Annotated in this window: 13 protein-coding genes and 3 pseudogenes; 6 read left to right on the top strand and 10 right to left on the bottom strand. The window is 42.4% G+C overall.

Features of this window, described 5'->3' with window-relative positions:
- Nucleotides 1–15: 15 nt before the first annotated feature.
- From IPO83_13300 to IPO83_13275, 6 genes and pseudogenes are all read right to left on the bottom strand, one after another.
- Nucleotides 16–3,186: pseudogene (locus IPO83_13300) on the bottom strand (TAT-variant-translocated molybdopterin oxidoreductase).
- Nucleotides 3,187–3,207: 21 nt separating this feature from the next.
- A complete protein-coding gene (locus IPO83_13295) occupies nt 3,208–3,924 on the bottom strand; it encodes a cytochrome c3 family protein (protein MBK9732232.1) in 717 nt (238 codons plus the stop codon).
- Nucleotides 3,925–3,953: 29 nt separating this feature from the next.
- Nucleotides 3,954–4,436, bottom strand: a complete 483-nt coding sequence (locus tag IPO83_13290) for a cytochrome c (protein MBK9732231.1) — start codon at nt 4,434–4,436, stop codon at nt 3,954–3,956.
- A gap of 359 nt (nt 4,437–4,795) precedes the next feature.
- A pseudogene (gene atpC, locus IPO83_13285) lies at nt 4,796–5,046 on the bottom strand (ATP synthase F1 subunit epsilon).
- A 64-nt stretch (nt 5,047–5,110) separates the two neighbouring features.
- Nucleotides 5,111–5,470, bottom strand: coding sequence for a four helix bundle protein (locus IPO83_13280; protein ID MBK9732230.1), 360 nt, complete (start codon nt 5,468–5,470; stop codon nt 5,111–5,113).
- A gap of 74 nt (nt 5,471–5,544) precedes the next feature.
- A pseudogene (locus tag IPO83_13275) lies at nt 5,545–7,057 on the bottom strand (F0F1 ATP synthase subunit beta).
- 472 nt (nt 7,058–7,529) lie between these two features.
- On the opposite strand from IPO83_13275, the gene IPO83_13270 reads away from it, so the two are divergent.
- Entirely contained in the window at nt 7,530–9,032 is a 1,503-nt protein-coding gene (locus IPO83_13270) for a T9SS type A sorting domain-containing protein (GenBank protein MBK9732229.1), read from the top strand.
- Between the two features lie 890 nt (nt 9,033–9,922).
- On the opposite strand, the gene IPO83_13265 is transcribed toward IPO83_13270, so the two are convergent.
- Nucleotides 9,923–12,622, bottom strand: a complete 2,700-nt coding sequence (locus IPO83_13265; protein MBK9732228.1) for a T9SS type A sorting domain-containing protein — start codon at nt 12,620–12,622, stop codon at nt 9,923–9,925.
- Nucleotides 12,623–12,836: 214 nt separating this feature from the next.
- Between IPO83_13265 and IPO83_13260 the strand changes: the two genes are divergently transcribed.
- A complete protein-coding gene (locus IPO83_13260) occupies nt 12,837–13,118 on the top strand; it encodes a hypothetical protein (GenBank protein ID MBK9732227.1) in 282 nt (93 codons plus the stop codon).
- Entirely contained in the window at nt 13,109–14,263 is a 1,155-nt protein-coding gene (locus IPO83_13255; GenBank protein MBK9732226.1) for a DUF5106 domain-containing protein, read from the top strand. The genes IPO83_13260 and IPO83_13255 overlap by 10 nt, the downstream gene beginning before the upstream one ends.
- A gap of 106 nt (nt 14,264–14,369) precedes the next feature.
- Here the strand turns inward: IPO83_13255 and IPO83_13250 are convergent, their stop codons facing one another.
- Together IPO83_13250 and IPO83_13245 are read right to left on the bottom strand one after the other, a co-directional pair.
- Nucleotides 14,370–14,780 carry a hypothetical protein gene (locus tag IPO83_13250; GenBank protein MBK9732225.1) on the bottom strand — a complete coding sequence of 137 codons (411 nt, stop codon included), beginning with the start codon at nt 14,778–14,780 and terminating at the stop codon, nt 14,370–14,372.
- Nucleotides 14,781–14,782: 2 nt separating this feature from the next.
- Nucleotides 14,783–16,000 (bottom strand): glycosyltransferase family 39 protein, encoded by a 1,218-nt coding sequence (locus IPO83_13245; protein ID MBK9732224.1) that lies wholly within the window; start codon nt 15,998–16,000, stop codon nt 14,783–14,785.
- Between the two features lie 395 nt (nt 16,001–16,395).
- Here IPO83_13245 and IPO83_13240 point away from each other — a divergent pair, with 395 nt between their 5' ends.
- Both IPO83_13240 and IPO83_13235 read left to right on the top strand, forming a co-directional pair.
- Nucleotides 16,396–17,370, top strand: coding sequence for a polyprenyl synthetase family protein (locus tag IPO83_13240; protein MBK9732223.1), 975 nt, complete (start codon nt 16,396–16,398; stop codon nt 17,368–17,370).
- A gap of 192 nt (nt 17,371–17,562) precedes the next feature.
- Nucleotides 17,563–19,944, top strand: coding sequence for a fibronectin type III domain-containing protein (locus IPO83_13235; protein ID MBK9732222.1), 2,382 nt, complete (start codon nt 17,563–17,565; stop codon nt 19,942–19,944).
- Nucleotides 19,945–20,398: 454 nt separating this feature from the next.
- On the opposite strand, the gene IPO83_13230 is transcribed toward IPO83_13235, so the two are convergent.
- The gene (locus IPO83_13230) at nt 20,399–21,262 is read right to left on the bottom strand and encodes a T9SS type A sorting domain-containing protein (GenBank protein ID MBK9732221.1); all 864 of its coding nucleotides are present in this window, start codon (nt 21,260–21,262) and stop codon (nt 20,399–20,401) included.
- Nucleotides 21,263–21,470: 208 nt separating this feature from the next.
- Here IPO83_13230 and IPO83_13225 point away from each other — a divergent pair, with 208 nt between their 5' ends.
- Entirely contained in the window at nt 21,471–24,320 is a 2,850-nt protein-coding gene (locus tag IPO83_13225) for a TonB-dependent receptor (GenBank protein MBK9732220.1), read from the top strand.
- Nucleotides 24,321–24,359: the final 39 nt, after the last annotated feature.

Genomic DNA, 24,359 nt, shown 5'->3' with positions numbered 1-24,359 from the left:
TCGCGAAGTAATTTATTATGCGTGCTTTTCTGCAGTATGTTCTTTCTTTTCTCCCGGCACCATTTCATCCGTATTCCTCACCTTCTTCATGTAAGCAATGGCAGGACGGGTATTCAGTTCCGCAAGTGTATAGTAAGCGCGACCATCTTCATGGTTTTTACGCACTTCACTCTTCTCATCATTCAGATTTCCAAATGAAATTGCATCGGCAGGACAAGCAGTCTGACAAGCTGATTTCACATCACCTTCCATGAGCGGACGTCCTTCTTTCTTGGCCGTTAATTTACCGTCCTGAATACGCTGTACACAGAAAGAACATTTTTCCATCACACCTCGTGAACGTACGGTTACATCCGGATTCAAAACCATGCGCGTCATCGCATCTGTCATGCCCGGATCCTTGATGCCAAGTGTTGGTATTTTCCAGGGTTCATTCCAGGGGAAAACATCAGCAGTAGTATAATCAAGCCAGTTGAAGCGGCGTACTTTGTATGGACAGTTATTGGCGCAATATCTTGTACCGATGCAACGGTTATAAGCCATTTGATTAAGGCCTTCACTGCTGTGATTGGTGGCAGCAACCGGGCAAACATTTTCGCAAGGAGCATTGTCGCAATGCTGACACAACATAGGCTGGAAAACAACCTGTACATCCTGGTAATCCTGTATCTTATCGTATTCTTTTTCTTTATCGATCGTTCCGTCTTCTCCGGGGAAAGAATAGTATCTGTCAATACGGATCCACGACATCTCATGCACACGCATCACTTCTGTTTTTCCAACTACCGGAATATTATTTTCTGCCTGGCAGGCTATTGAACAAGCTCCGCAGCCAATGCAGGAATTAAGATCGATAGACATTCCCCATTTTGCTCCGGGAAATTTTTGTTCCGGATAAAGCGTCTCTGCCCAGAGATGCTTGAGTTCTTCTTTTTCTTCTTTGCCTTCTTCAGGGTGTTTTTTGTATTCTGATAAAACCGTTTCCTGGATTGCATCGCGCCCTTCAAAACTAAAGTGCGTTTGCGTCATCGCAATCTCGTACTTCTTATTAAGTTTGGTTACCGTAACACCTGAAGCATTGTAATTGCAGGTTTCCCCATTGGAAGTTACAAATGGATAAACATTCTGACCAACACCATCGCCTGCACGACCTGCTTTCATTCTGCCATAACCCAGTGCAATGGAAACGGAAGTATCACCTTGTCCGGGTTGAATATAAATGGGTACTTCTGCGGAAACACTCCCCGCAGAAATTTTAACCATATCGGTAAGATGCTCCACCAAATCCATTTCAAGACCATTGTCTTTCGCGAATTTTGGAGAAACACAGAGATAATTATCCCATACCACTTTTGAAACCGGATCAGGCATTTCCTGTAACCACGGAAGATTTGCATACCGTCCATTTCCCATGGCCACTTTTTCATAAAGCGAAAGTTCGAGGCCATTGGCTTTGGAAGCAATGGCCATTACAGCACCTCCTGCAGCAGCAACATCAATCGTTGAAGTTGAATTAGCAACATTAGCAGTAGTTATTTCAAATGCTCCTTCTTTCACGCACATATCCCAGAATGTCTGCGCATCGCCGTACATGCTTTGAGCAGGATAGACATTCTTCTCCCAATTCTTTTTGATATAAGTATAGTAATCTTCTGTACTACCTGACCAGCGAAGCAAGCTATCCTGAGCCTGGCGTGTATCGAATAATGGCCAGATGACAGGTTGAACCATCGTGAATAATCCTGCTCTGGGTGAAGCATCATTCCAACTTTCGAGATAATGATGATCAGGACAATGGTAGCGGCAAAGTGCTGAAGTTTCATCCGCGCGATCATTGAGTGAAATGGATGTTTCCACTTTCTTTACTGCATCAGTAAAACCTTTTGCATTCATATGATCGTAAGCAGGATTGGCTCCATATAAAACCAAAGCACTTACTGCGCCTTTATTCATTTCATCCATCAACAGCATCATGTCTTTATCACTTGACTGATGTGTGTTGGAATATTGATTCATATTAATAGTGCTGCCGTAACTTCCGAGCATCACATTGATTGCATTTACGATTGCTTGTACGTTGGCATCGTTAGAACCGGCAACCACCAAAGATTTTCCTTTGTTTGCAGCAAGATCAGCGGCGGCGGCACTGATTACTTTTTCCGCCCGGCCTGTAAGCTGACCACCTGCAATTGTTGTTGCGCCCATGGAAGCGGCAAGCTTATTATAAAGCGCAATTACAGCAACCGCTTCTTCCGAAGGCTTCACCACAGCACGTTTGTCAGCATTGGATCCAGTAAGTGAAAGACGTGATTCCACCTGGTAATGCCGGTTCATGTCTGTTTTTTCCGGCGACACTTTCCTGTTGCTCACATATTGACGGGTATATTCAATCGGAGAAATCCAGGTACCCAAAAATCCGCGCCAATGGAAACAATCACATTTGCATTTTCAAAATGATAACCCGGAACAACTCTTTTCCAAAACTCTTTTCATTGGCAACCGCAATACCTGCATAAGAAACAGGATCGTACACCACATGTTTTGCAGTTGGATAAGCAGTTATAAAATCAGCAATTACCTGTTTTGTTGAAGGGCTCAATAAAGTTGGTGTCAATATTCTGATGTTTCCTCCTTTGCCTTGATATCCGCTAAGCGATTACGGATTTCTCCGTCCACCACTTCCCAGGTTGCTTTCTTTCCGGTTACGGTTGGATTTTGAGGACGGGTGATATCGTACAATGAAAGTACAGAAGCCTGCACTCTTGCACTTGTTCCACCAAATAAAAAACGATTCGGAGAATTCTCAGCAATGTGTTTGCTGTTGAGTGGCTCTATTTTAATTGGACGGCCATCACGGGTTTTCACCAATACCGGACAATAATCATTACCATCAAAAAATGACGATGCATAATAATTGGCAACGCCGGGAACAATTTCTTCAGGTTTAATTACATATGGAATTGCTTTGTTAACCGGAATCCGGCAACTCGCAGCTAAAGTAGCGGCTGAAACGCTGAAACCGAGCATCTTTAGAAAGTCGCGTCGGCTTGCAGGTTTGTTGACAACAGATGAATTGAAAATTTCCTCTACGGGCAATTCTTCAACAAACTCCTTGTCTCGCTCTTTCAGAAACCCGGGATCTTCATGCAGCTCCTCAAGTCCTTTCCAGTAGTTTTTTTGTTCCATTCCGAATTTATTTGCGCTAAATCAATAGTGACATTTTTGACATTCCGTACCACCCATCATTTCTTCCGTTACCTTATCAATTTTCCCATTTTTAAAATCCTCATGCAGCTCTGTGTACATGCTGTAATAATTATTGGAACCGAACTGTACATCGGTCTGGCGGTGACAATTGATACACCAACCCATTGACAAGCTTGCAAACTGGTAAACCTGCGGCATGGTTTCAATTGGTCCATGACAAGTCTGACAGGCAATTTTACCAACAGCTACGTGCTGAGAGTGATTGAAATATACGTGATCAGGCAGGTTGTGAATCTTGGTCCACTGTATGGCCTGATTCTTATCAAAAGCTGCATAAATTTTTTGAATTTCCTTTGTTCCGGCTTCACTCTCCCCTTGTTGAACAGCTTTATGGCAATTCATGCAGGTGCTTACAGGCGGAATGCCGGCAACCTTACTTTTTTCAGCGCTGGAATGGCAATACAGGCAATTGATCTGATTGATACCTGCATGCAACTCATGTGAAAAGGCAATCGGTTGAGCGGGTGAATAATTTTTTGACCGACCTAATCTCATGGCACTGTCGGTGATGGTGAACCCTAAAAGAAATACACCTGCAATCGCATAAAATGCAATGGCACGTTTCGTTAACAACCTGCTGAAGAAAGGCTTTTCTTCCGGTAAGGTTTCTCCCATTTTTTCATACGCAAGCCGTTTTAAAACGGTGTTGGTTCGCATGAGAAGGAAAGTAATCACTAACAGAACACCTACAACAACATAGAGCCAGTAGGAAGGCTGATCAGCAGGTGCACTTCGGTCGCGGTAGATGTTCCGCCGGGTTGCTGCGCCGGAGCTTCACTTTGAACCTTGATGTATTCAATGATTGATTTGATGTCGTCGTCCTTAAAACTCAGGAAGGCAGGCATCTCATTCTTATTGTATTCAGCGTAGATAGCCAGTGCATCCTTATCACCCGAAGCACGTAATGCGGCATTGTTACGAATCCATTTGATCAGCCATTCTTCAGATTGTTTCTTGTGAACATCTTTCAATGCCGGCCCCACCAACTTGTTATTAATCTGGTGACAGGAAGTACAATATTGCTTGAATATTTTCTGACCGTTGTCAGCAGTAACTTCAGCGAAGCTGAATGAAGTTGAAAGAAAAATAAGTAGGAAGATCGATGCAATAAACCTGCGAAACCTTGATTTTAAAACTCTTTGGAAAAGCGTGTATGGCAATGACCTCATAGGTACTTATTTTTTTGCGTGGGCAAATTTATACTACGAACCCATACGTAGGTAATTATTTGACAAAAAAATGACCACCATCGTACGTTAGTAATCGACAAAATCACAACTGTTAAATTTCTGAGTTTTAATAAAAATTTTTCCGGGCTGTTTTTTTTCAGTTTCCCGTTGCTTATCAAAAATTCAATAAAGCAATAAGCTGTTTCTTATACGGTAAAAAAGTGTAATTATCGAGACGACAAAAAACTATTTTTTGTTAGCACACTACCATTCAAGTGCTATAAATTGGTTCACCGTCAACCTGAAAAATAAAAGCCCCTGAACGGGGCCTTATTAATTTATTGAAAGCGGCAGGTTTCTTATTCAATTACTTCAGCACCTTCCACCAAAACCGTTACCTTATTCTTGAGCACTTCCACAAAACCGCTTTGATTGAGAAAAATAGCTCTTCCTTTTTTATACGCACTTTGATCTTGCCTTCTTTTAAGGACGAAATCAACGGCGCATGATGATTAAGCACCTGGAATGCGCCGGCTGTTCCGGGAAATGATACGGCATCAGCATCGCCGCTGAAGACTTTTTTTTCGGGAGTGAGGATGTCGAGCTGCATGTTAGTAGTTTTTAGTCGGAAGTCGGAAGTCCTTAGTCGGAAGTAGTTAGTAAAGAAAAGTGATTCAGGTAAGTAATGATTTTTTAAGCCCGGAAATCATGCGTTGAATTTCTGATGACAGCTCCATCAGCGGTTGGATTTCTTGTTCCTTCATCAAGCCAATTCTCTTTGCAAGCATTATTTGCGTTTCAGCTTCAAAGCAAGATCCCATGGATATTGATAAAAACTGTGAAAATTCCTTTTTCGAATCTCTTCCCGCACCTTCAGCGATGTTTGACGCAATCGAAACGGCAGCCCGGTTTATCTGTGAAGTCAATCCAAATTTTTCTTCAGCAGGAAATTTTCTTGTCAATCCGTAAATCTTCGCTGCAAAATCCATCGCCTTCTGCCAAACTATCAGGTCTTGATATTTATTCACTTTCATATAAAAATGTCTATATAATATAATATACTATCACATCCCGCTACTAACGACTTCCGACTAAGGACTTCCGACTATTACCCTGCCGCTGCTTCCATCAACTTCTTCCCCTTCTCAATCGCGTCATCAATCGTTCCTACCAGGTTAAATGCTGCTTCAGGATATTCATCCACTTCGCCGTCCATGATCATGTTAAAGCCGCGGATGGTTTCCTCTATCGGAACCAGTACACCTTTCAAGCCTGTAAACTGTTCCGCTACGTGGAATGGCTGTGACAAGAATCTTTGTACACGACGTGCGCGTGATACAGTCAGTTTATCTTCATCACTCAATTCATCCAAACCAAGAATAGCAATGATATCCTGCAATTCTTTATAACGCTGAAGAATGAGTTTCACTCTTTGCGCTGTATTGTAATGTTGTTCGCCGACAATGTCTGCCGTCAAAATCCGGGACGTAGAATCCAGCGGATCAACAGCAGGATAAATTCCCAACTCAGAAATTTTTCTGCTCAATACCGTAGTCGCATCCAAGTGAGCGAAAGTGGTAGCCGGAGCCGGATCTGTCAAGTCATCCGCAGGCACATAAACTGCCTGCACGGAAGTGATAGAACCGCGCTTGGTAGAAGTGATACGTTCCTGCATCACACCCATTTCGGTAGCAAGAGTTGGTTGATAACCAACGGCTGAAGGCATACGGCCAAGCAAAGCCGATACTTCCGAACCAGCTTGTGTAAACCTGAAAATGTTATCAATAAAGAAAAGAATGTCGCGGCCCTTTGCTTCATTAGGATTCCCATCGCGGAAATATTCCGCCATTGTTAAACCTGACAACGCAACCCTTGCACGTGCTCCGGGTGGTTCATTCATTTGTCCAAAGACGAGTGTTGCCTGTGATTTCTCCAACTCCGCATGATCAACCTTGCTCAGATCCCAACCGCCTTTTTCCATGCTGTGACGGAATTCTGTACCATAACGGATTACATCCGATTCAATGAACTCACGCAACAGGTCATTTCCTTCGCGGGGTACGCTCGCCCACACCGGCGAACACTGACATACCTGCATATGCTTTGGCGATGTTATTGATCAATTCCTGGATCAATACAGTTTTACCAACGCCTGCGCCACCGAACAAACCGATCTTACCGCCTTTTGCATAGGGCTCAATCAGGTCAATTACTTTGATTCCGGTAAAAAGCACTTCTGATTGCGTGGAAAGATCTTCGAATTTAGGAGGATGACCGTGGATAGGGTAACCGCCTTCGTTGCTCACTTCGCCAATTCCATCAATGGCTTCTCCCACTACATTAAATAGACGGCCTTTGATTTTGTCGCCGGTAGGCATCTTGATGTTGGCACCTGTATCAACAGCATCTAATCCACGCTTCAGGCCTTCTGTTGAATCCATCGCTACGGTACGTACGCTGTCTTCACCAAGGTGCTGCTGCACTTCAAGAATCAGCTTCTGCCCATTTTCGCGGGTTACCACCAATGCGCTGAGGATTTCTGGGAGTTTGGAACCTTCGGCTGCAAAGCTTACATCGACAACCGGGCCGATGATCTGTTTTATTTTACCAATGTTGGGCATGAAAAAGTGTATTGAGATGAAGTATGGTTGAAGATTTTTTGAGTGGCGCTCACTTTCTAATTATGCTCCTTTAACTCATTGAGTTAATTCAGGATAGCGAACGAGGGCGCAAAGATAGGTTTGGAATTTTGAATTTCCAATGTTAGGTTGAACATACTTTCCAACTTTGATAAACCATCATCACGAGATTAAAAATTTCTGAAATTCAGGAGTGCATTCGTGAGCGAGTATCGGGCCATGTTGCAGATTAGTACCACTAGTTTGGCGTCTCGCTACCTTTTATTTATAGGCGGACGCTTATCTAACCAAAGACCTCATTTGATACCGTTCCTCATCTTACCAACAAGTACTTTAATCCTTGTTTAATGCAATGTGTATTTTTGATTTATAAGCGGACGCTTATATTCAGCAGGCACAAGGACGCTTGCGGTAATTGGAGAATTTTAATTTCTTCATCATAAAAAATGATACTATGTATCCCTCCGGTAAAGTACTGTACAATAGGTTTTCTATCGTCGTTGCATTCTTGATGCTGCGTGCATTCCCAAATAATGCCCAATCCATACCTGCTGAATGGCATTACCATACTGACGGGAATTTCCTTACCAGCGGAATAGTAGATGCTGACGAGGTATATCATGTGCCCTACCATGATTACGTGGGATATATTTCACATGTTTTTTTACTTTCAGTCGACAGCTCAGGAAATGAAGTTTCAAAGGTACTGTTGGGTGACTTTCAACCAAAACGCATCGACAAGCGATTAAACACCTATGGTTCTGGACCAGACTTCTTTTCTAATAAAATCTACTCTTATGATTCCAATGGATTACTGCGATGGGAAATTGATAACCCCATCTGCCCGAGTGGAGACGGTGTTCCTTTAAAAATGCTTACAGACGATTCCGGTAATTTATATGCTATCTCCAATAATACCTGCACTGACATTCGTATTTCTGTTACTAAGATAGACTCTTTTGGAAATGTTTTATGGACCACCTATCCCAATCCAAATCCTGATGAGGCGGATCATTTTCAAGACGCTGCCTTAAGTAAAGAGGGCGATTTATTTCTGACAGGCGATTTTACCGCACGAATAAGAGACGATGGAAGTGTAGCCTGGTTTTTAGATATGTATGGGGAGACCATTGCAGTGGATGATAGTGGAAATAACTATATCAGCAATGGACTGGATAAAATTCAAACGACAAAAATAGCTCCTGACGGAACAGTGAAATGGGACGTCTTATTTAATGCTAATCCAGCTTTAAAATCGCGTATTGCCCTTGATGGCGATAATAATGTTATTGTGCTGTACACCGACAATGACACAGTACTGTATTCACCTCACCTGATCAAGTACGACAATTCAGGCAATGAATTATGGACTGCTCAATTTACCAACCTGCTGCCTGATTATTATTCAGAAACGCTTGGCCTCGCTATTGACAGTGCGGATGATATTGCTATCACAATGTATGCGTACCCGGATGCTCCTTATGGCGACTATTATGGTTATTTAACGGCGAAATATTCCACCGATGGAAACCTGAAATGGTATTCCCTTTACGAACTTCCCTATGATCATTGGTATTCAAACTACCTACAGGATATTAAGATTGACATTAAGAATAATATATGGGTGGCCGGTGAGAGCTATACTGAAGGAGATGAAATTTCTTACTTTGATATATTCAGGTTTGATGGATTGGCGACAACCGTTTATGCTCCTGACCAGGCTGTCATTTCGATCTGGCCCAATCCTTTTCGTGAGGGCATTCAAGTTAATACTTCACAGTTTTTGCCTGGTTCATCCATTGAAGTTTATGATATGATGGGAAGACAAGTTCTTGCTGAAAAGATCAGTGCTGCTTCCTGCTATTTTTCATTCAGCCACGCTTCATCTGGAGTTTATCTCGCTATAATAAAGCAGGATTCTCATTTGATCTTTTCCATGAAGATAGTTGCTGAATAAAAGAATGATTGAGTCTATCCTTTTTCTGCAACTTCTTTCAATTTCGGAAGTACCATATCCCACCCTCCAGTTGAATCTTTGTAGCGAGATTCGCCATATCCTATCTTCGAACCGCCGCCTCTAGCAAGCCTGGGGGGGGGGGGGGGGGGGGCGGGGGGGGGCCCTGCCCCCCCCCCTCTCCCCCCCGCCCCCCCCGCGGGCCGCCCCGCGGCCCTTTTTCCCCCGCGGGGGCGCCCCGGCCCCCCCCCCCCCTCCCCCCGCCCGCCCCCCCGCCGCGCGGCGGGCCCCCTTCCCGCCCCCCCCCCCGGTTTTTCCGCCGGGCTCCGTCCCCCCCGCCCCTCGGGGGGGGCCCCCCCCCCCCCCCCCCGCGGCCCCCCCCCCGCCCCCCCCCCCCCCCCCCCCCCCCCCCCCCCCCCCCCCCCCCCCCCCCCCCCCCCCCCCCCCCCCCCCCCCCCCCCCCCCCCCCCCTCCTTTCCGCGCCCGCCCCCCCCCCCCCCTCCCCCCCCCCCCTCCCGGCCCGCCCCCCCGGCCCCCCCGGGCCCAACCTTTTCCCCCCCCCCCCCCCCCCCCCCCCCCCCCCCCCCCCCCGCGACCCCCTTTCCCCCCCGAGCCCCCCCCCCCCCCCCCCCCCCCCAAATCCCCCGAATGCTTGGTAACCAGGGGACACGGAGGAGTTCCGTGTTACAATACAATTTTTTTGATCTTGCTTTCTTATTCTCATCATTTTTGTAAAATCAATTCGCTATCTTCATGGGTATTGCTGCGCATTCACCCACACCAATCGACCATCATTATTTGAAATTTCAAAAGCTATGAATTCCACCGTGGTCCCGCTTCCTCCCTTCAAAACCTTGCCGGCTGAGACACTGTGGAGGTTGTGAAAATGCTGATTACTCTTTGATAATTTTTTCTGCGAACCATTTCCCGTTTGCTTGAAGACAGATAATATATATTCCATCAGCAAATTTCGAAACATCCATTACTACTTGTTGCTGATGTTCCATTTGTAAGCGATAGATTTCCCTGCCATAAATATCGTACACCAACAACTGTCCATCTGCTGAAACAGGTTGATCTGTGATGATGGTTACCAGTTGTGATGCGGGATTTGGAAAGAGTTGTAAGTGCGAAGATGAAATTTCAGCCTCCTCAATTGCTGTTTCTTCGTCAATATAAGTAACGGCATCATTGGTTTTGATTGGAGCATTGAAATCAAAAAAGATGGAAGCATTGTTTACGATGCTGTCTCCGGATAAAAGTGTTGGAAGTGGTTTTATTCTATACCTGATAAAACCATGACTTTCTTCTTCATTCACATTGCTGTCGGGTAGCAGAATATTTGAAAACAGAAAGACCATTTTATTGGTAGTTTGATCGAAAGTCAATTCAACAGGAGTTGAACTGGCCATCAATTCAAATGAAGACATGTCAAGCTTAAGAGGTATCTTATTGGTCACTTTGATATTCACAGCAGTATCAGTTCCTGTATTCTGAAAATTGATGATGTACTCCATGTAAGGAGGTGTTATCATTTGAGCGGATTCGATGTTGTGAATATTGACCAGTATTTCATTTGGGTCATACGATCCTGTAACAACCATATCCCATGGGGAAGAATTGTTTGAAGTATCAGCATCATTAAGAAGAGGATAAAGAATTGCACCGGAAGAAATAGCGGAGCCTAACACCGTGCTGGAGTTTACATTTAATGTGATCAAAATATTGCCAGTCTGAAGCGGAGATAATACACCTGTATTCCAGACGATGGAATCAGGTGTGATCACATCCGGAACAGAAGAGGCCGTTTGATAAGACAATTGCGGATCAGGGTAAAAAACAATAGTTCCTGAAAGAGATGTAGTTCCAACATTGCTGTAATCCAAACTGTACGATGCATTAAACCCGGGATTGAAACCATTTAAAGGCGTAAGCATTACAGCAAGATCATTGAATGTGCCGCCTGGCTGAAGCGCAAAATCATTCAGTGAATCCATTTCATTGATGCCTGCAAAATCAATGGCATACGAAGATGGAACGGCCGTATAATAATTAATGGTGTCTGGGCTTACCGAAAAACTTCCGGCATCTACCACAGAAACAGCATAGGAACCGTCCGATTCGGAAAACGAAAACCTTCCTGTGTTCGCTTCTTTTACAATATGGTTTGCCACCGATGGCTCGCCCGAATCCTGGATGGAATTGCTGTTGAAATCATAAAACACTTTCCCAGCCATAAAATTGAACTTTTCCGTTAGCGCCATCACCCAGAAATCATTGGTACCCGAACCATAAGCAGCTTCTGCTTTATCACCGGATATGGGTGAAGAAGAGTATCCGCCGGCCAAATATTCTCCATCAGCATTTTGCAGGATATCAGCGAAATAATCGTAACCGTTTCCGCCAATAGTCTTGTCCCATTGAACATCACCGGTGGCATCAAGTTTTACCATCCAATAATCATCGTGGCCTTTGTTGTTTTCTGTTTTATCAAAAGAACTATCTGAAAGAGATGTACCTCCAACAATGAATCCTCCATCATTAGTTGGCTCGATAGAAGATAGCCTGTCAGGGCCATCACCTCCAATTGTATTTTGCCAAATAATATTTCCGGATGTGTCCAGTTTAAGAATCCAGTAATCCTCATAAGAAAGGTATTCTGTTTTATCACCTGAAATGTAAGATTCCGAGTAGGCTCCCAGAATATATCCGCCGTCGCTGGTTTGATGAATGTCGCGAAGCCAATCATGGTTATCCCCACTTATGGTGTTCTGCCACAAAATATTTCCGAGAGCGTCCAGCTTAAGTATCCAAATATCACAGTCACCAAAACCTAAGCCTGCTTCTGTTTTGTCACCTGAAACACCTGAGGAACTGGAACCTCCAACGATGTATCCTCCATCAAAAGTTGGTTCAACAAAACAAGACCATTCGGGTTCAGATCCCCCAATGGAATTCTGCCATTGAATATTTCCAGATTGATCCAACTTTAGAATCCAATAGTCTCTATTACCAACATTATTTTCTGTTTTATCACAGGAGATACCGGAATAAGATACTCCACCCAAAATGTAACCACCGTCAGTTGTTTGTCTTATCGAACCAAACCAGTCTTCGTTATCCCCACCAATTGTTTTCTGCCACTCAATATTTCCTGCACCATCGAGCTTTAGTATCCAGTAATCTGCATAAAAAAGGGCACTACAATTGTTTTGCGTTTTGTCGCCGGAAATGTGAGAGTATGAATGACCACCGACGATATATCCACCATCAGTAGTTTGCTGAATTGTAAATAGTTCATCCTGGTCAGTACCCCCAATTGTATTTTGCCATTCAATGTTTCCTGATGCATCCAGCTTAATGATCCAGAAGTCATAAGAACCAGGACCCCAGCAATTTTCAGTTTTGTCACCCCCAATAGGAGAATTGGATTTGCCGGCAAGAATGTAACCACCGTCATTGGTTAATTCAGCAACATTTAAATAATCATCGTGATTTCCACCAATGGTATTTTGCCATTTGATTACCGGCTGGGAAAATGCGAGGTACGTTATAGATACCATGAGTACAATAAACAAAACTGTTTTTTTCATCAGAATAGAATTTATAATGAGATTTAGCAAGCAACCTTGCACATAGTAATATTAAAGTTACTAAAATACGCTTATTAAGTGATCGGATGACTTCAAAGCATTTGTGAAGGCTCGTTTTAAGTCATCCTTTGACTGCTCTTGTTTTTCTTAAAAAGTTGTTAAACAAACCATGCCGGACACTCTCTATTTCAAAACCTTTTATTTTTACCGCTCTATGAAAAAAATTCAACTCATTGCTGTAGTCATTTTAGGTTGCCTGTTCACTTTTTCATTTAATGTTTTTGCCCAGAAGCCTGGCTACCAGATCATCGTTCATATTCCGGCGATGAAAGATACGCCTTGCTTCCTCGCCAATTATTATGGTGATAAGCAATACATTCAGGATACGGTTCGATCCGATGTGACTGGCACGGTGGTGTTTGAAGGCAGAAAAAGTCTGCCTGGCGGGATTTACCTTTTGTATTTCCTGATAAGCGCTATTTCGAAATGCTGGTAGATAAAGAGCAGCACTTCAGCATGGAAACAACCTGGGATGATCCGATCAATAACATGAAGGTGAAAAATTCCAAAGACAATGAACAGTTTTATGAATACCTGAAGTTTGCTGTTCAGTTGCAAAAGCAATCGATGGAAACGCAGGAAAAGTTTAAGACAGCCAAAACAAAAGCAGATAGTTCGGCCATCAGTACGGAATTAAAAACGAACGATGAAAAGATGAGTGGTTACCGGAAAAATTTCATCCAGCAAAATCCGGAGACATTCCTTGCAAAAATTTTCACGACCTTACCTGAACCGGAAATTCCCAAAGAGATTCCCACATTGCCCAATGGCAGAAAAGATTCCACTTTCGCTTATCGCTACTATAAAAGTCATTATCTCGACAACGTAGATTTTTCAGATAGCCGTTTGCTCCGCACACCGCTCTTTGCACCTAAAGTGGAAAAATATATCAAGGACCTCACGCCGCAAACACCTGATTCCATCAATGTGTCAGCAGAGCTGTTGGTAGAGAAAGCAAAAGCCGACAGCGAAGTGTTTAAGTATGTGCTTTGGTGGATCACTTATAATTATGAAACATCGAAGGTGATGGGAATGGATGAAGTGTTTGTGCACATGGTGGAGAAATATTACATGACCGGACAAGCTTATTGGCTGGATTCTGCAGCACTCGTAAAAATTGTTGACCGCGCCCGGAAAATTGCTCCGAACATTATTGGAAATACTGCACCGGAACTGGCTTTAAAAGATACCCTCGGACAATGGCAGATACTGAGCAAAGTTCCTGCAAAATATACGATTCTTATTTTCTGGGATCCTGACTGCGGACATTGCCAGAAGGAAATTCCGAAAGTGAAAGAGGTGTATGATAAATGGAAAAGCAAAGGCGTGCAGGTGTATGCCGTAGACATTGAAGTGGATGATGCAAAGTGGAGAAAATTTATCCGCGATAATAAGCTGGATTGGATTAATGTTAACGATATAAATCATCAGAGCAATTTCAGACAGTTGTACGATATCTACAGTACGCCGGTGATTTATATTCTGGACGATAAGAAAGTGATTCGAGCTAAGCGGATTGGTGCGGAACAGATTGATGAGCTTTTGAATCATTTGGAAGGTGTGAAGGAGAAGAAGAGTTGAGGGGACACACACTGACAATTTCGGTATCATGTAATTGCTAAATGGTTTAACTGTTTAATTGTTGCGGCGAAGCCGATGATTAGTCTTTATGATGTGGCGTAGTTGCTCATAATTTTATCAGGTACATCTTCCTTAATGTTTGCCGACGGGTTTCGGGATTTAGAAAATTTAAAGTCAGTAGCGAAACCGAATAGTAGTTTACTTCAAACTGTTGCATTGCCTGCAACTGCTCTTTTTTTATTTCAAGAAGCAAATCTTTACTGCCAATCACCCAGCAATTGCTGCCTGAACTGATCTTTGCTGACAGTTCATTTTCATGAATAGCAGGGACAATTGTTTGCGTATAAAATTCAAAAGCATGGCTGCTGCATTTATAAAAATATATCTCGTTGACCGGAATATGCTGCTCTTTCACGATAGTTGCCAGTTCACTTCCAAATTGATATTTAAGCAAAGCGGGATAAACATGTGTGCTTAATAAAAAATTGACGGTGATCATGGCCATTGCTGAAGGCATGATCAATTGTTGCAGTATATTTTTGAAAGGAAGAAAAAGTATCCCACGCATATTATCAGCATAACTGCAACCATCCAAAACACAAAATTATCTGTTGGGAAAATAATGCTGCTTAAGTACATTGCTCCTGCAATCAGTATAATCGAAATCCCAAATTGAATCGGTCGAAGCAAGCTGAACAGTTTTTGATGACTGTTGCCTTGAATACAAATAAATCCAGCCGTCATAACAGCACATAATGGATACACCACAAAAATATAATGCGGCAATTTGTAGTGCGACAATGATAGTGCAATGAAAGGCAAAACAAATCCGCCCAATGAAAATGCTTCAGGAATAGCTGTAGTGCTGAACCGGTTTTTTATAAATTGAAAAATCAAAAACAGCAATGCAAACACAGCAAGTAAAGTCCATGGTAAAAACGACCAGCCAAAGTTATGCACGAAGAAAAAGGGTCCGGTATCGTTGTGCCACACATTTTCGCCGGTGATACGACCAAAGCTTTGGGTCCAGAAAAAAAACAGCGGACCTGCATTTCCATATTGCTGTTGCAAACCGTATAACATCGGCAGCATTAATAAAAGTGCAAATAGAATTCCGGCATACCATTGCCACCACAACAGTTTTTTTAATTCACACCGGTAAGCAAAATGTGAAAATAATGCAGCAGCCGGAACTACTGCACCAATCGGGCCTTTGGCCATCATCGCTAACGCAACTCCTGCAAATCCCAACAACAGGTTCGACCATTTTTTTGAGTTTGAAAATTCCAGCAACTGCCAGCACGCAAATGCAACATTGGCCGTGAGCAATGCATCCGTTCTTACATCATTGTTAAAAAGAAAGAATGCCTGACAGGTGTATAAAATGATGGCTGCAACAATTCCAGTGGTTTTGTTATACAGCAATATTCCAATTCTGTATGTTGAATAGACTCCGAACAGTGTAAATAAAAATGTTGGCAGTTTAAACGCAACATTACTGACACCAAATAGCTTGAAAGAAAATGCCGACAACCAGAATAGCAAAGGTGGCTTGTCAAGATAATTTTGACCACGATGCAGCACTTGCAGAAAACTTCCGTTCTCCAGCATCTCGCGGCTGATAGAAGCATATTGCGCTGCATCTACTTCCATTACATTGATGAACAAACCAATTACGTAGACGATAGTGGCGGCAAGAAAGATGAGGGTGACGGTATATCGCGGAAGTGTTTGCAATGGTTATGTTAATTGTTTAACTGTTTAATTGTTTAATTGTTTAATTGTTGACACGAGGTGTGTGCATGGGCTGACTGCCATATATTCATGTAGCCATTTAGCCATTGTTTAATTATCCAATTGTTTAATTGTTGACAAGAAGTGTGTGTTTGGGTGGCAGCTATTTTGACGCGTGGCAATTTAGGTATTCTGGCAGAATATGGTTGGATGGTTATGGCAAAGTCGATGCTTAATTGCTGTTATGAACTGAATCTATGAAATGAACACTATGCTCCTACCCTTTCTATTGACTAATGACTATTGACTAATGACTATTAACTATTCACTATTCACCATTCACTCTTCCCCTTCCCACATCAACAATCTCTAAAATCCGCTATTTTCACGCTCTGCCAATGTCCACTACCTTAGATCATATCAAAGCACCTATCGCGAAGGAGTTAGAGCTATTTGAGCAAAAATTCCGCGACTCGATGAAGAGCAATACGCCGTTGCTCGATGCCATCACCCGTTATATTGTGAAAAGCAAAGGCAAGCAGGTGCGGCCGATGTTTGTGTTTTTATCGGCTAAGATGTTTGGCGAGATCACTGAAAAAACTTATCGCGCTGCAGCATTGATTGAACTGCTTCACACTGCAACACTTGTACATGATGATGTAGTGGATGACTCTTATGAACGCCGGGGATTTTTCTCCATCAATGCACTCTGGAAGAATAAAATTGCTGTGCTCGTGGGTGATTACCTTCTATCAAAAGGATTGCTGCTTTCTATCTCCAACAAAGATTTCGGCATGTTGGAACTCGTGTCTGATGCTGTGCGGGAAATGAGTGAAGGCGAATTATTGCAGATTGAAAAAACACGTAAGCTCAATATCAGCGAGGAAGTATATTTCGAAATTATCCGGCAGAAAACCGCCACGTTGATTTCATCTGCATGCGCTTGTGGCGCTGCATCTTCCGGTGTTTCTACGGAGGAAGTTTCGAAGATGAAATTATTCGGAGAGAAAATCGGGATCGCTTTTCAGATCAAAGACGATTTGCTGGACTATAGCACCGAAGATACCGGCAAACCAAAAGGTATTGACATCAAAGAAAAAAAAATGACGCTGCCTGTAATTTATTTGTTGAATCATGCAACAAGCGCTGACAGAAGAAAAGTGATCAACACCATCAAGAATTATCACGACAATAAAGAAAAGGTGAATGAAATTATCGACATGGTATTGCAATCAGGCGGAATTGAATATGCCATGTCAAAAATGAATACCTATAAAGAAGATGCTTTGCAACTGCTCACTTCCTTTCCTGATTCTCCTTCCAGAAGATCGTTGGAAGAACTGGTGTATTTTACTACTGCAAGAAAAAAATAAAATTTCCGCATCCTATCAATCACATTACGGATTCTTTAATCGACATAATATTCCGTTAATGTATCCTTCATTTTCGCTTAATGTCTGCATCACAATCCCGTAAGCTTATCATCATTCAATAGTAATGTTGGACACACGATGTGATAACAAGCTGCAGATACTTTTGCGGGCATAACCAAAAAACATTTTCACATGAAGAAACTTTTAACATTCGCGGCAATCCTGCTTGTAGGATTAACTCAGGCATTCGGTTCAATCATCACCGTTTCCGGGTACATTACCACCAATCAAACGTGGACAAGCAACAACACTTATAGGTTAAGTGGTTTTGTGTATGTAAATAACAACGCTACACTTACCATTCAGCCTGGTACATTAATCCTTGGTGAGAAATCCACCAAAGGCACACTCATTATTACAAGAGGTGCAAAACTGATTGCAGATGGTTTGCCTTGCCAGCCAATTGTTTTCACTTCTGAGCAACCTGTTGGATCACGCACCTATGGAGATTGGGGCGGCATTATTATTTTAGGAAAAGCATCTATCAACCAACCCGGCGGCGAAGCCATTATTGAAGGTGGTGTTGATGATGGAGATGGCAATGCTACTTATGGTGGCGGTTTAACTCCTGATGATAATGACAACTCAGGAATTCTCCGTTATGTGCGGATCGAATTTCCAGGAATTGCTTTTCAACCGAACAATGAAATCAACGGGTTGACAATGGGCGGCGTAGGCGCAGGTACTACTGTTGATTACGTGCAGGTAAGTTATTCAGGCGATGATTCCTATGAATGGTTTGGTGGTACAGTAAATTGCAAACACCTGATCGCCATTCGTGCATTGGATGATGACTTCGATACTGACAATGGATTCCGTGGTAAAATTCAGTACGGTGTTACACTGCGCGATCCAAATGTAGCTGACGTTTCGGGTTCTAATGGTTTTGAATCAGACAATGACGCTACGGGAACCACTAATACACCCGGCACATTACCTGTTTTTTCAAACATGACAATTCTCGGACCGCTTGCAACACTTGCTTCAACGTTTAATGCCAACTTCAAACGTGGTGAACATGTAAGAAGGAATTCTTCCTGCTCCGTTTATAATTCGCTCATCATGGGCTGGCCGGTTGGTTTGTTGATTGATGGAACATCAACAGAAGCAAATGCATCTGCCAACACACTTCAGTTTCAAAATAATTACTTAGCAGGAAACACAACCAATCTTGCAGTAAATGCCGGAAGCACTTTTGACATCAACAGTTATTTTACATCACAGGGTGGAAACGCTACTTATGTAAATAACAGCAGCATCAATCTTGTAGACGCGTTTAACCTGACCAATCCTAATTTTCTTCCACAATCAGGATCACCTGCATTGTCCGGAGCAAGTTTTTCCAATGCGCGCCTGACAGATCCTTTCTTTACATCAGGAAGTTTTGTAGGTGCCTTTGGTGCTACTGACTGGACAAAAATATGGGCCAACTTCGATCCTAACAATACTACCTACAGCGGAGCCATTAATCTTGCACCCACGCTTACTTCAGTAATTACAAAATCAAGTTGTCCGTCTACAGGTGCTGTTGATCTTTCTGTATCCGGTGGTGTTGCTCCTTTCGCATACTTATGGTCGAATGGTGCTACCACTCAGGACATTTCCGGACTTGCTCCTGCTACTTATACAGTAACCGTTAGTTCAGGTTCCTGTAGCAAATCCGCATCTTATGTAGTAGCAAGTGCCAATATTCCCAAACCAACCGGTGTAACAATAAACAATAAAACAGCCTGCTCCATGGAGTTAAGCTGGAATGCGGTAAGCGTTGCTTCCGGCTACAAATTGCGCTATAGATTAACGGGTACAACAACATGGACCAATATTTCCGGAACCATTACAGCACTCACTTATAAATTTACCGGTTTAATACCTAACACTTCGTATGATTTATCTGTTGCTACTCTTTGTCCGGGTGGAACAAAAAGTTCATATGTTAATAAAACAGACAATACTACGAACGGTTGCGCACAACCTCTTAATGCAACTGCCGGAAACATTACTTCTTCCACAGCAAAAATCAGTTGGACCGGAACATGCAATGCGCCTACTTACAATTTGCAGTATCGCAAAACAACAACCATTACCTGGACAAGTGTAAATACCGCTGCAACCAATGCTACTATCAGTGGTCTGCTCGCTAATACTTCCTACGATTTCCGTGTAAGAAGTGAATGCGGCGGAGGAAACAATTCTGCTTACACAGCTATTCAGACATTTACTACCTCCTTGCGTTTGGGAATGGAGGCAGAAGAACTCGCAATTAAAGGAGTTAACATCTATCCGAATCCTGCAAAGGACAATGTAAGTATTGAAATCACTTCAGGTACATCAAAAATCATTAACATCACACTCGTAAATTCTCTCGGCCAAATGGTTGACCGCATGGATAACATTACAGTAGATGGTACCTTTACCCGCACAATTGATTTACAGAAAATGAACAGCGGGATTTATTATGTAAATATTTATGATGGCAAAGATGTTTTGTCGCACCAACTCGTGATTACCAAATAAGCCAATAGTTAATTTTTAATTCAGTTCTGCGGGGCGCCTGAAAAGGTGCCCCGCTTTTTTGTGGGTAATAACGATGATCAAAGGTGAATCCAAATAAAGCAAGTGGTTAGTTGTGCCCTGTAAGTAAACTTTGGCAGGGATCATATAGCGTATCATCATTGCTATTAAATGTTGCAAACCCTGCCAAAGTTAGTGTCAATTCAAACTTAACACAACAGTAGTATAAAAGCAGAGCCTTGAAAAGTGCACGATCCATCCATCGGATCAGTTGCGAAAGCTATGTGGGAATCCCTATCCGATGGAATTTTTACAAATTGATCTGACAAAATTAATTTACTTTAACTCAATAAATAAAACAGGCATGATGACTGAAATCAAAGGAACAGTTTCCATCAATAAAAAAAGAGCGGCGATGTGCCACTCTTCTTCACTTATCGAACTATGGAGGTACTAATTATTTGATCGAAATCTTTTTGGTCAACCTCATTCCTGCTCCTTGCGCTGTTACCAGGTAAATGCCATCAGGAAGTCCTGTCAACGCAAGATGTACCTGGTTTTCTTTTGTCTTTATTCGCTGCACAATTCCACCAAGCATATTAACCACCGTAATCTCGAGGTCATTGTTGCCAGAGGCAGTTGATGTAATGATTACATTTTTTTCGAAAGCAATAATACTAATGCGATTGTCAATCACAGCTTGAGGTACACCACTGATTATAACATCGGTATCTCCTGCAATAATGGAAGAATCAGGGATTGCCTGATAGGCATAATCTTTAATTGTAAACTGATTTGCAAAACTGTCTACATCCATCCGCAACCAACCATAATATTGATGGCCATCGATTCCTAATCGAAGACCGGTAAATCTTTCTGTTTCTCCCAACCAGTTACCCAACTGAAGTGGAGTACCCGCACCTGAAGTATAATGCTGGCCAAATACCCAGAATAAAGATCCATAGGCATGCCATTCGAGATCACTTCCTATTTTTTCTCCAGGCTGAATCGCAACCGGATATACATAACTGCCTGCGCCTGTTGTACCTGCAATTTCATTGTTCACATTGGAAGCAAAGCCATCCACCAAATGATTCATAACTGATCCTGAGTCACTCTTAATCAGGAAAAAAGTATAATCAGTTATGCCGTCGTTATTCAAATCAAAAGATAAACCGGTTTGACTGTCTGTGAACGTGGTGTCATTTATTTGATGATGGATGATTTGTGCATCTGCCAACTGCGATACCGTTAACATCGAACCGGCCATCACCGAATATGCTTTCAACTTACTTTGTAAATGCGGAGTGTTTTTTTTCATGTAGTGGATTTTATGCAAAAGTTGTGTTCCGCTATTACCTCAAGGTTTCAGACAGATTAATTTTACATGAACAGACTACATAGCAATTCTTCAGTTAAACATTGAGGAAACATTCCATTCATATGCTGATCATCCTGAGTTAACCATTACTTAACACCGGCTTAATAGAAACGTTAAACCATAGGAGGTTCTTTGCAAAAATTTTTTTATGCAACGTTTACTCCCTGCTATCCTCTTAATTTTCCTCTCAGTCAATATGCTTGCTGCACAATCCGGCTCTATCGCAGGGCACATTATTGACAGCAAAAACAGTGAAGATCTTATCGGAGCTACCGTTTCAATTGAAGACCATAAAGAGATTGGTACTGCTACCGATATTGACGGAAGGTTTTCTCTTGACGGACTTCAGCCGGGTAAGTACCATATACTCGTGACTTATGTTTCTTACAACAGTAAAGTCATTCAGGATGTTGAAGTGAAAGCCGGCGAAGTTACCAGTCTGCAAGTTGCGTTGGAAAGCAATGCCAATGAATTGGAAGAAGTGGTAGTCACCTCTTCCTTTAGCAAAGAAAATGTAAACTCTTTGTTGATCATGCAGAAAAATTTTGCTTCTGTCTCTGATGGAATTTCCGCAGATATCATTCGTAAAACGCCTGATAAAAATACAGGTGATGCGTTAAAGCGTGTGAGTGGTGTTACCATTCAAAACGGACGATTTGTAATTGTGCGTGGCTTACCTGACCGGTACAATATTGCGATGATGAATGGTTCGCCATTGCCCAGCACAGAACCTGACCGCAAAGTTTTTTCCTTCGATTTGATTCCCTCCTTTCTTGTCGATAATATCATCATTGTAAAAACTGCAGAACCTGATTTGCCGGGTGATTTTGCAGGTGGTGTTGTAACCATCAATACACGTGATGTGCCGGAACAAAATTTTCTGAGTATCAGTGCAGGTACCAGCATCAATACACTTGCTAACTTCAACACATGGTATTCTTATCAGGGTGGAAAAACGGATTGGCTCGGAATGGATGATGGCACGCGTGCTTTGCCTTCCGGTTTTCCCGGAACGGAAACCATTACCAGTCTTGCCAATTCAGCGAATACAGAAATTCTCGATTACTCGCGTTTGCTTCCAAACGATTGGGCGTTTGAATCAGGGAAATCGGCACCTGTTGGTTTCAATGGTCAATTAGTTGGCGGCTATAAAAAACGCATGGGTAAATCAAGCAACTTTGCCTTGATTGGTGGAGCCACCTATAACAGTTCCAATAAGCTCTCGAATTATACGAGATATGATTTTGCATCTGATGGAACACCACAATATGAATATAACGATGCTCAATGCAAGAACAATGTTTCCTGGGGCAGTCTGTTGAATCTCGCTTACAGCATAAACGACAATAACCGGATCACCTTCAAAAATTCATACACTGTAAATACCGATGACATCATGACGGTGAGAACCGGTGATGAATTCAGCAACGTGCGCGATGTGCAGGCGTACGCTTACAATTATATTGAAAACAGTTTGTTCACCAGTCAATTGGAAGGGTATCATTATCTGCAAGGTTCTAAAATCAAGATTGGCTGGAATGGGGCCTATTCAAAAACAACGCGTAATCAACCTGATTACCGCAGGTTATATTATTTTAAGAACTATGAAGATTCAGCTTACACCACGTATGTTCCATTTGGTTCCGCTTCTCCAAACTATGGGGGAAAGTTTTATTCAGATCTTTCAGAAAATAATTACAGCGCTGGCGTCAACGCTTCGATTCCGTTTGTGTTCATGAAAAATACCAGCACTTTTAAAATGGGAACCTTCCACCAATGGAAATCACGTGATTTTGATGCGCGTGTGCTGGGTTATGTTGTATATGATATTGGGAAGTTCTATTCTGATCCGGGAAATGCGGAAATATTTTTTCAGGGTCCGGATGAAATTTTTTCACACGAAAATATCAGTGAAACAGGATTCCGGATTGATGAAATCACTAATCCATCTGATGCATACACAGCTTCATCACAGTTGCATGCTTATTATGCAATGCTTGACAATCAATTGACGGAAAAATTGCGTTTGATCTGGGGCGCACGCATTGAATTCTTTGATCAGAAACTTACCTCATTTGAATATGGTGGTACTCCTGTCGATTATCAAACAAGCTCCGGAGACTTCAATAAACTCCCCTTTGATTTTTTACCCTCTGCAAATCTTGTCTATTCACTTACCAGGAAAATAAATCTTCGTGCCGCTTATTCAAAAACCGTTGCACGACCTGAGTTCCGGGAAGTAGCTCCTTTCTCCTTCTATAATTTTGATGAAATGGAAAGCCGCATTGGAAATGATTCACTGGGTCGCACATCCATCAATAACTACGATTTGAAATTTGAAAATTTCTTCGGCAATGGTCAGGTAATTTCAGTCAGCACTTTCTACAAAAAATTCGACAATCCTATTGAACAAAAAGTCTATCCCGGTTCAGGTGCAGGATCGCGTACTGTTACCTGGGTGAATGCAGATGTCGCAACAGTTTATGGTATCGAACTCGAATTGCGAAAGAATCTTGATTTCTTCAGTAAGTTCATTCACTGGAATCAATTTGAAAACATCACCTTCAGTACCAATCTGGCGCTTATCAAATCAAAAGTTGATCAATCCAATGACCCGAATGCATGGAAACCTGAACGACCATTACAAGGTCAATCACCTTACATCATCAACTTTGGATTTACCTATACCGAACCGGTAAGTGAATTTGGAGTTGGTTTGTTCTTCAATCAGATCGGAAGAAGAATTGATGCAATCGGCGATAAAAACTATCCTGATATTTATGAAGACCGTCGTCCATTGCTGGATGCACAAATCAGCAAAAGGATTTTTAAAGGTGGAAGTATTAAGCTGAATATGAACGACATTCTTGCACAGAGCCTCACCTTCTACCAGGATCAAAATGACAATGGAAAGCTGGATGAAAATGTTGATGACACCATCATTACCAAACAAAAGCTGGGTACAAACATTTCATTTTCCTTCAGCTATAATTTCTGACAACATCAATCAGTCAGGCCAACGTGTTTACTTCACTAA

Source organism: Chitinophagaceae bacterium (assembly GCA_016717285.1).
Classification (GTDB): Bacteria; Bacteroidota; Bacteroidia; order Chitinophagales; family UBA10324; genus JACCZZ01.
This window is presented reverse-complemented; position numbering and strand designations above follow the sequence as displayed.

What these genes read in the sequence shown, in the direction of transcription:
- IPO83_13235 (MBK9732222.1), top strand. Translation starts at nt 17,563, where the DNA reads ATGAAGAAACTTTTAACATTCGCGGCAATCCTGCTTGTAGGATTAACT.
- IPO83_13280 (MBK9732230.1), bottom strand. Translation starts at nt 5,470, where the DNA reads ATGAAAGTGAATAAATATCAAGACCTGATAGTTTGGCAGAAGGCGATG.
- IPO83_13240 (MBK9732223.1), top strand. Translation starts at nt 16,396, where the DNA reads ATGTCCACTACCTTAGATCATATCAAAGCACCTATCGCGAAGGAGTTA.
- IPO83_13255 (MBK9732226.1), top strand. Translation starts at nt 13,109, where the DNA reads ATGCTGGTAGATAAAGAGCAGCACTTCAGCATGGAAACAACCTGGGAT.
- IPO83_13295 (MBK9732232.1), bottom strand. Translation starts at nt 3,924, where the DNA reads ATGCGAACCAACACCGTTTTAAAACGGCTTGCGTATGAAAAAATGGGA.
- IPO83_13230 (MBK9732221.1), bottom strand. Translation starts at nt 21,262, where the DNA reads ATGAAAAAAAACACTCCGCATTTACAAAGTAAGTTGAAAGCATATTCG.
- IPO83_13270 (MBK9732229.1), top strand. Translation starts at nt 7,530, where the DNA reads ATGTATCCCTCCGGTAAAGTACTGTACAATAGGTTTTCTATCGTCGTT.
- IPO83_13225 (MBK9732220.1), top strand. Translation starts at nt 21,471, where the DNA reads ATGCAACGTTTACTCCCTGCTATCCTCTTAATTTTCCTCTCAGTCAAT.
- IPO83_13265 (MBK9732228.1), bottom strand. Translation starts at nt 12,622, where the DNA reads ATGAAAAAAACAGTTTTGTTTATTGTACTCATGGTATCTATAACGTAC.
- IPO83_13250 (MBK9732225.1), bottom strand. Translation starts at nt 14,780, where the DNA reads ATGCCTTCAGCAATGGCCATGATCACCGTCAATTTTTTATTAAGCACA.
- IPO83_13290 (MBK9732231.1), bottom strand. Translation starts at nt 4,436, where the DNA reads ATGAGGTCATTGCCATACACGCTTTTCCAAAGAGTTTTAAAATCAAGG.
- IPO83_13260 (MBK9732227.1), top strand. Translation starts at nt 12,837, where the DNA reads ATGAAAAAAATTCAACTCATTGCTGTAGTCATTTTAGGTTGCCTGTTC.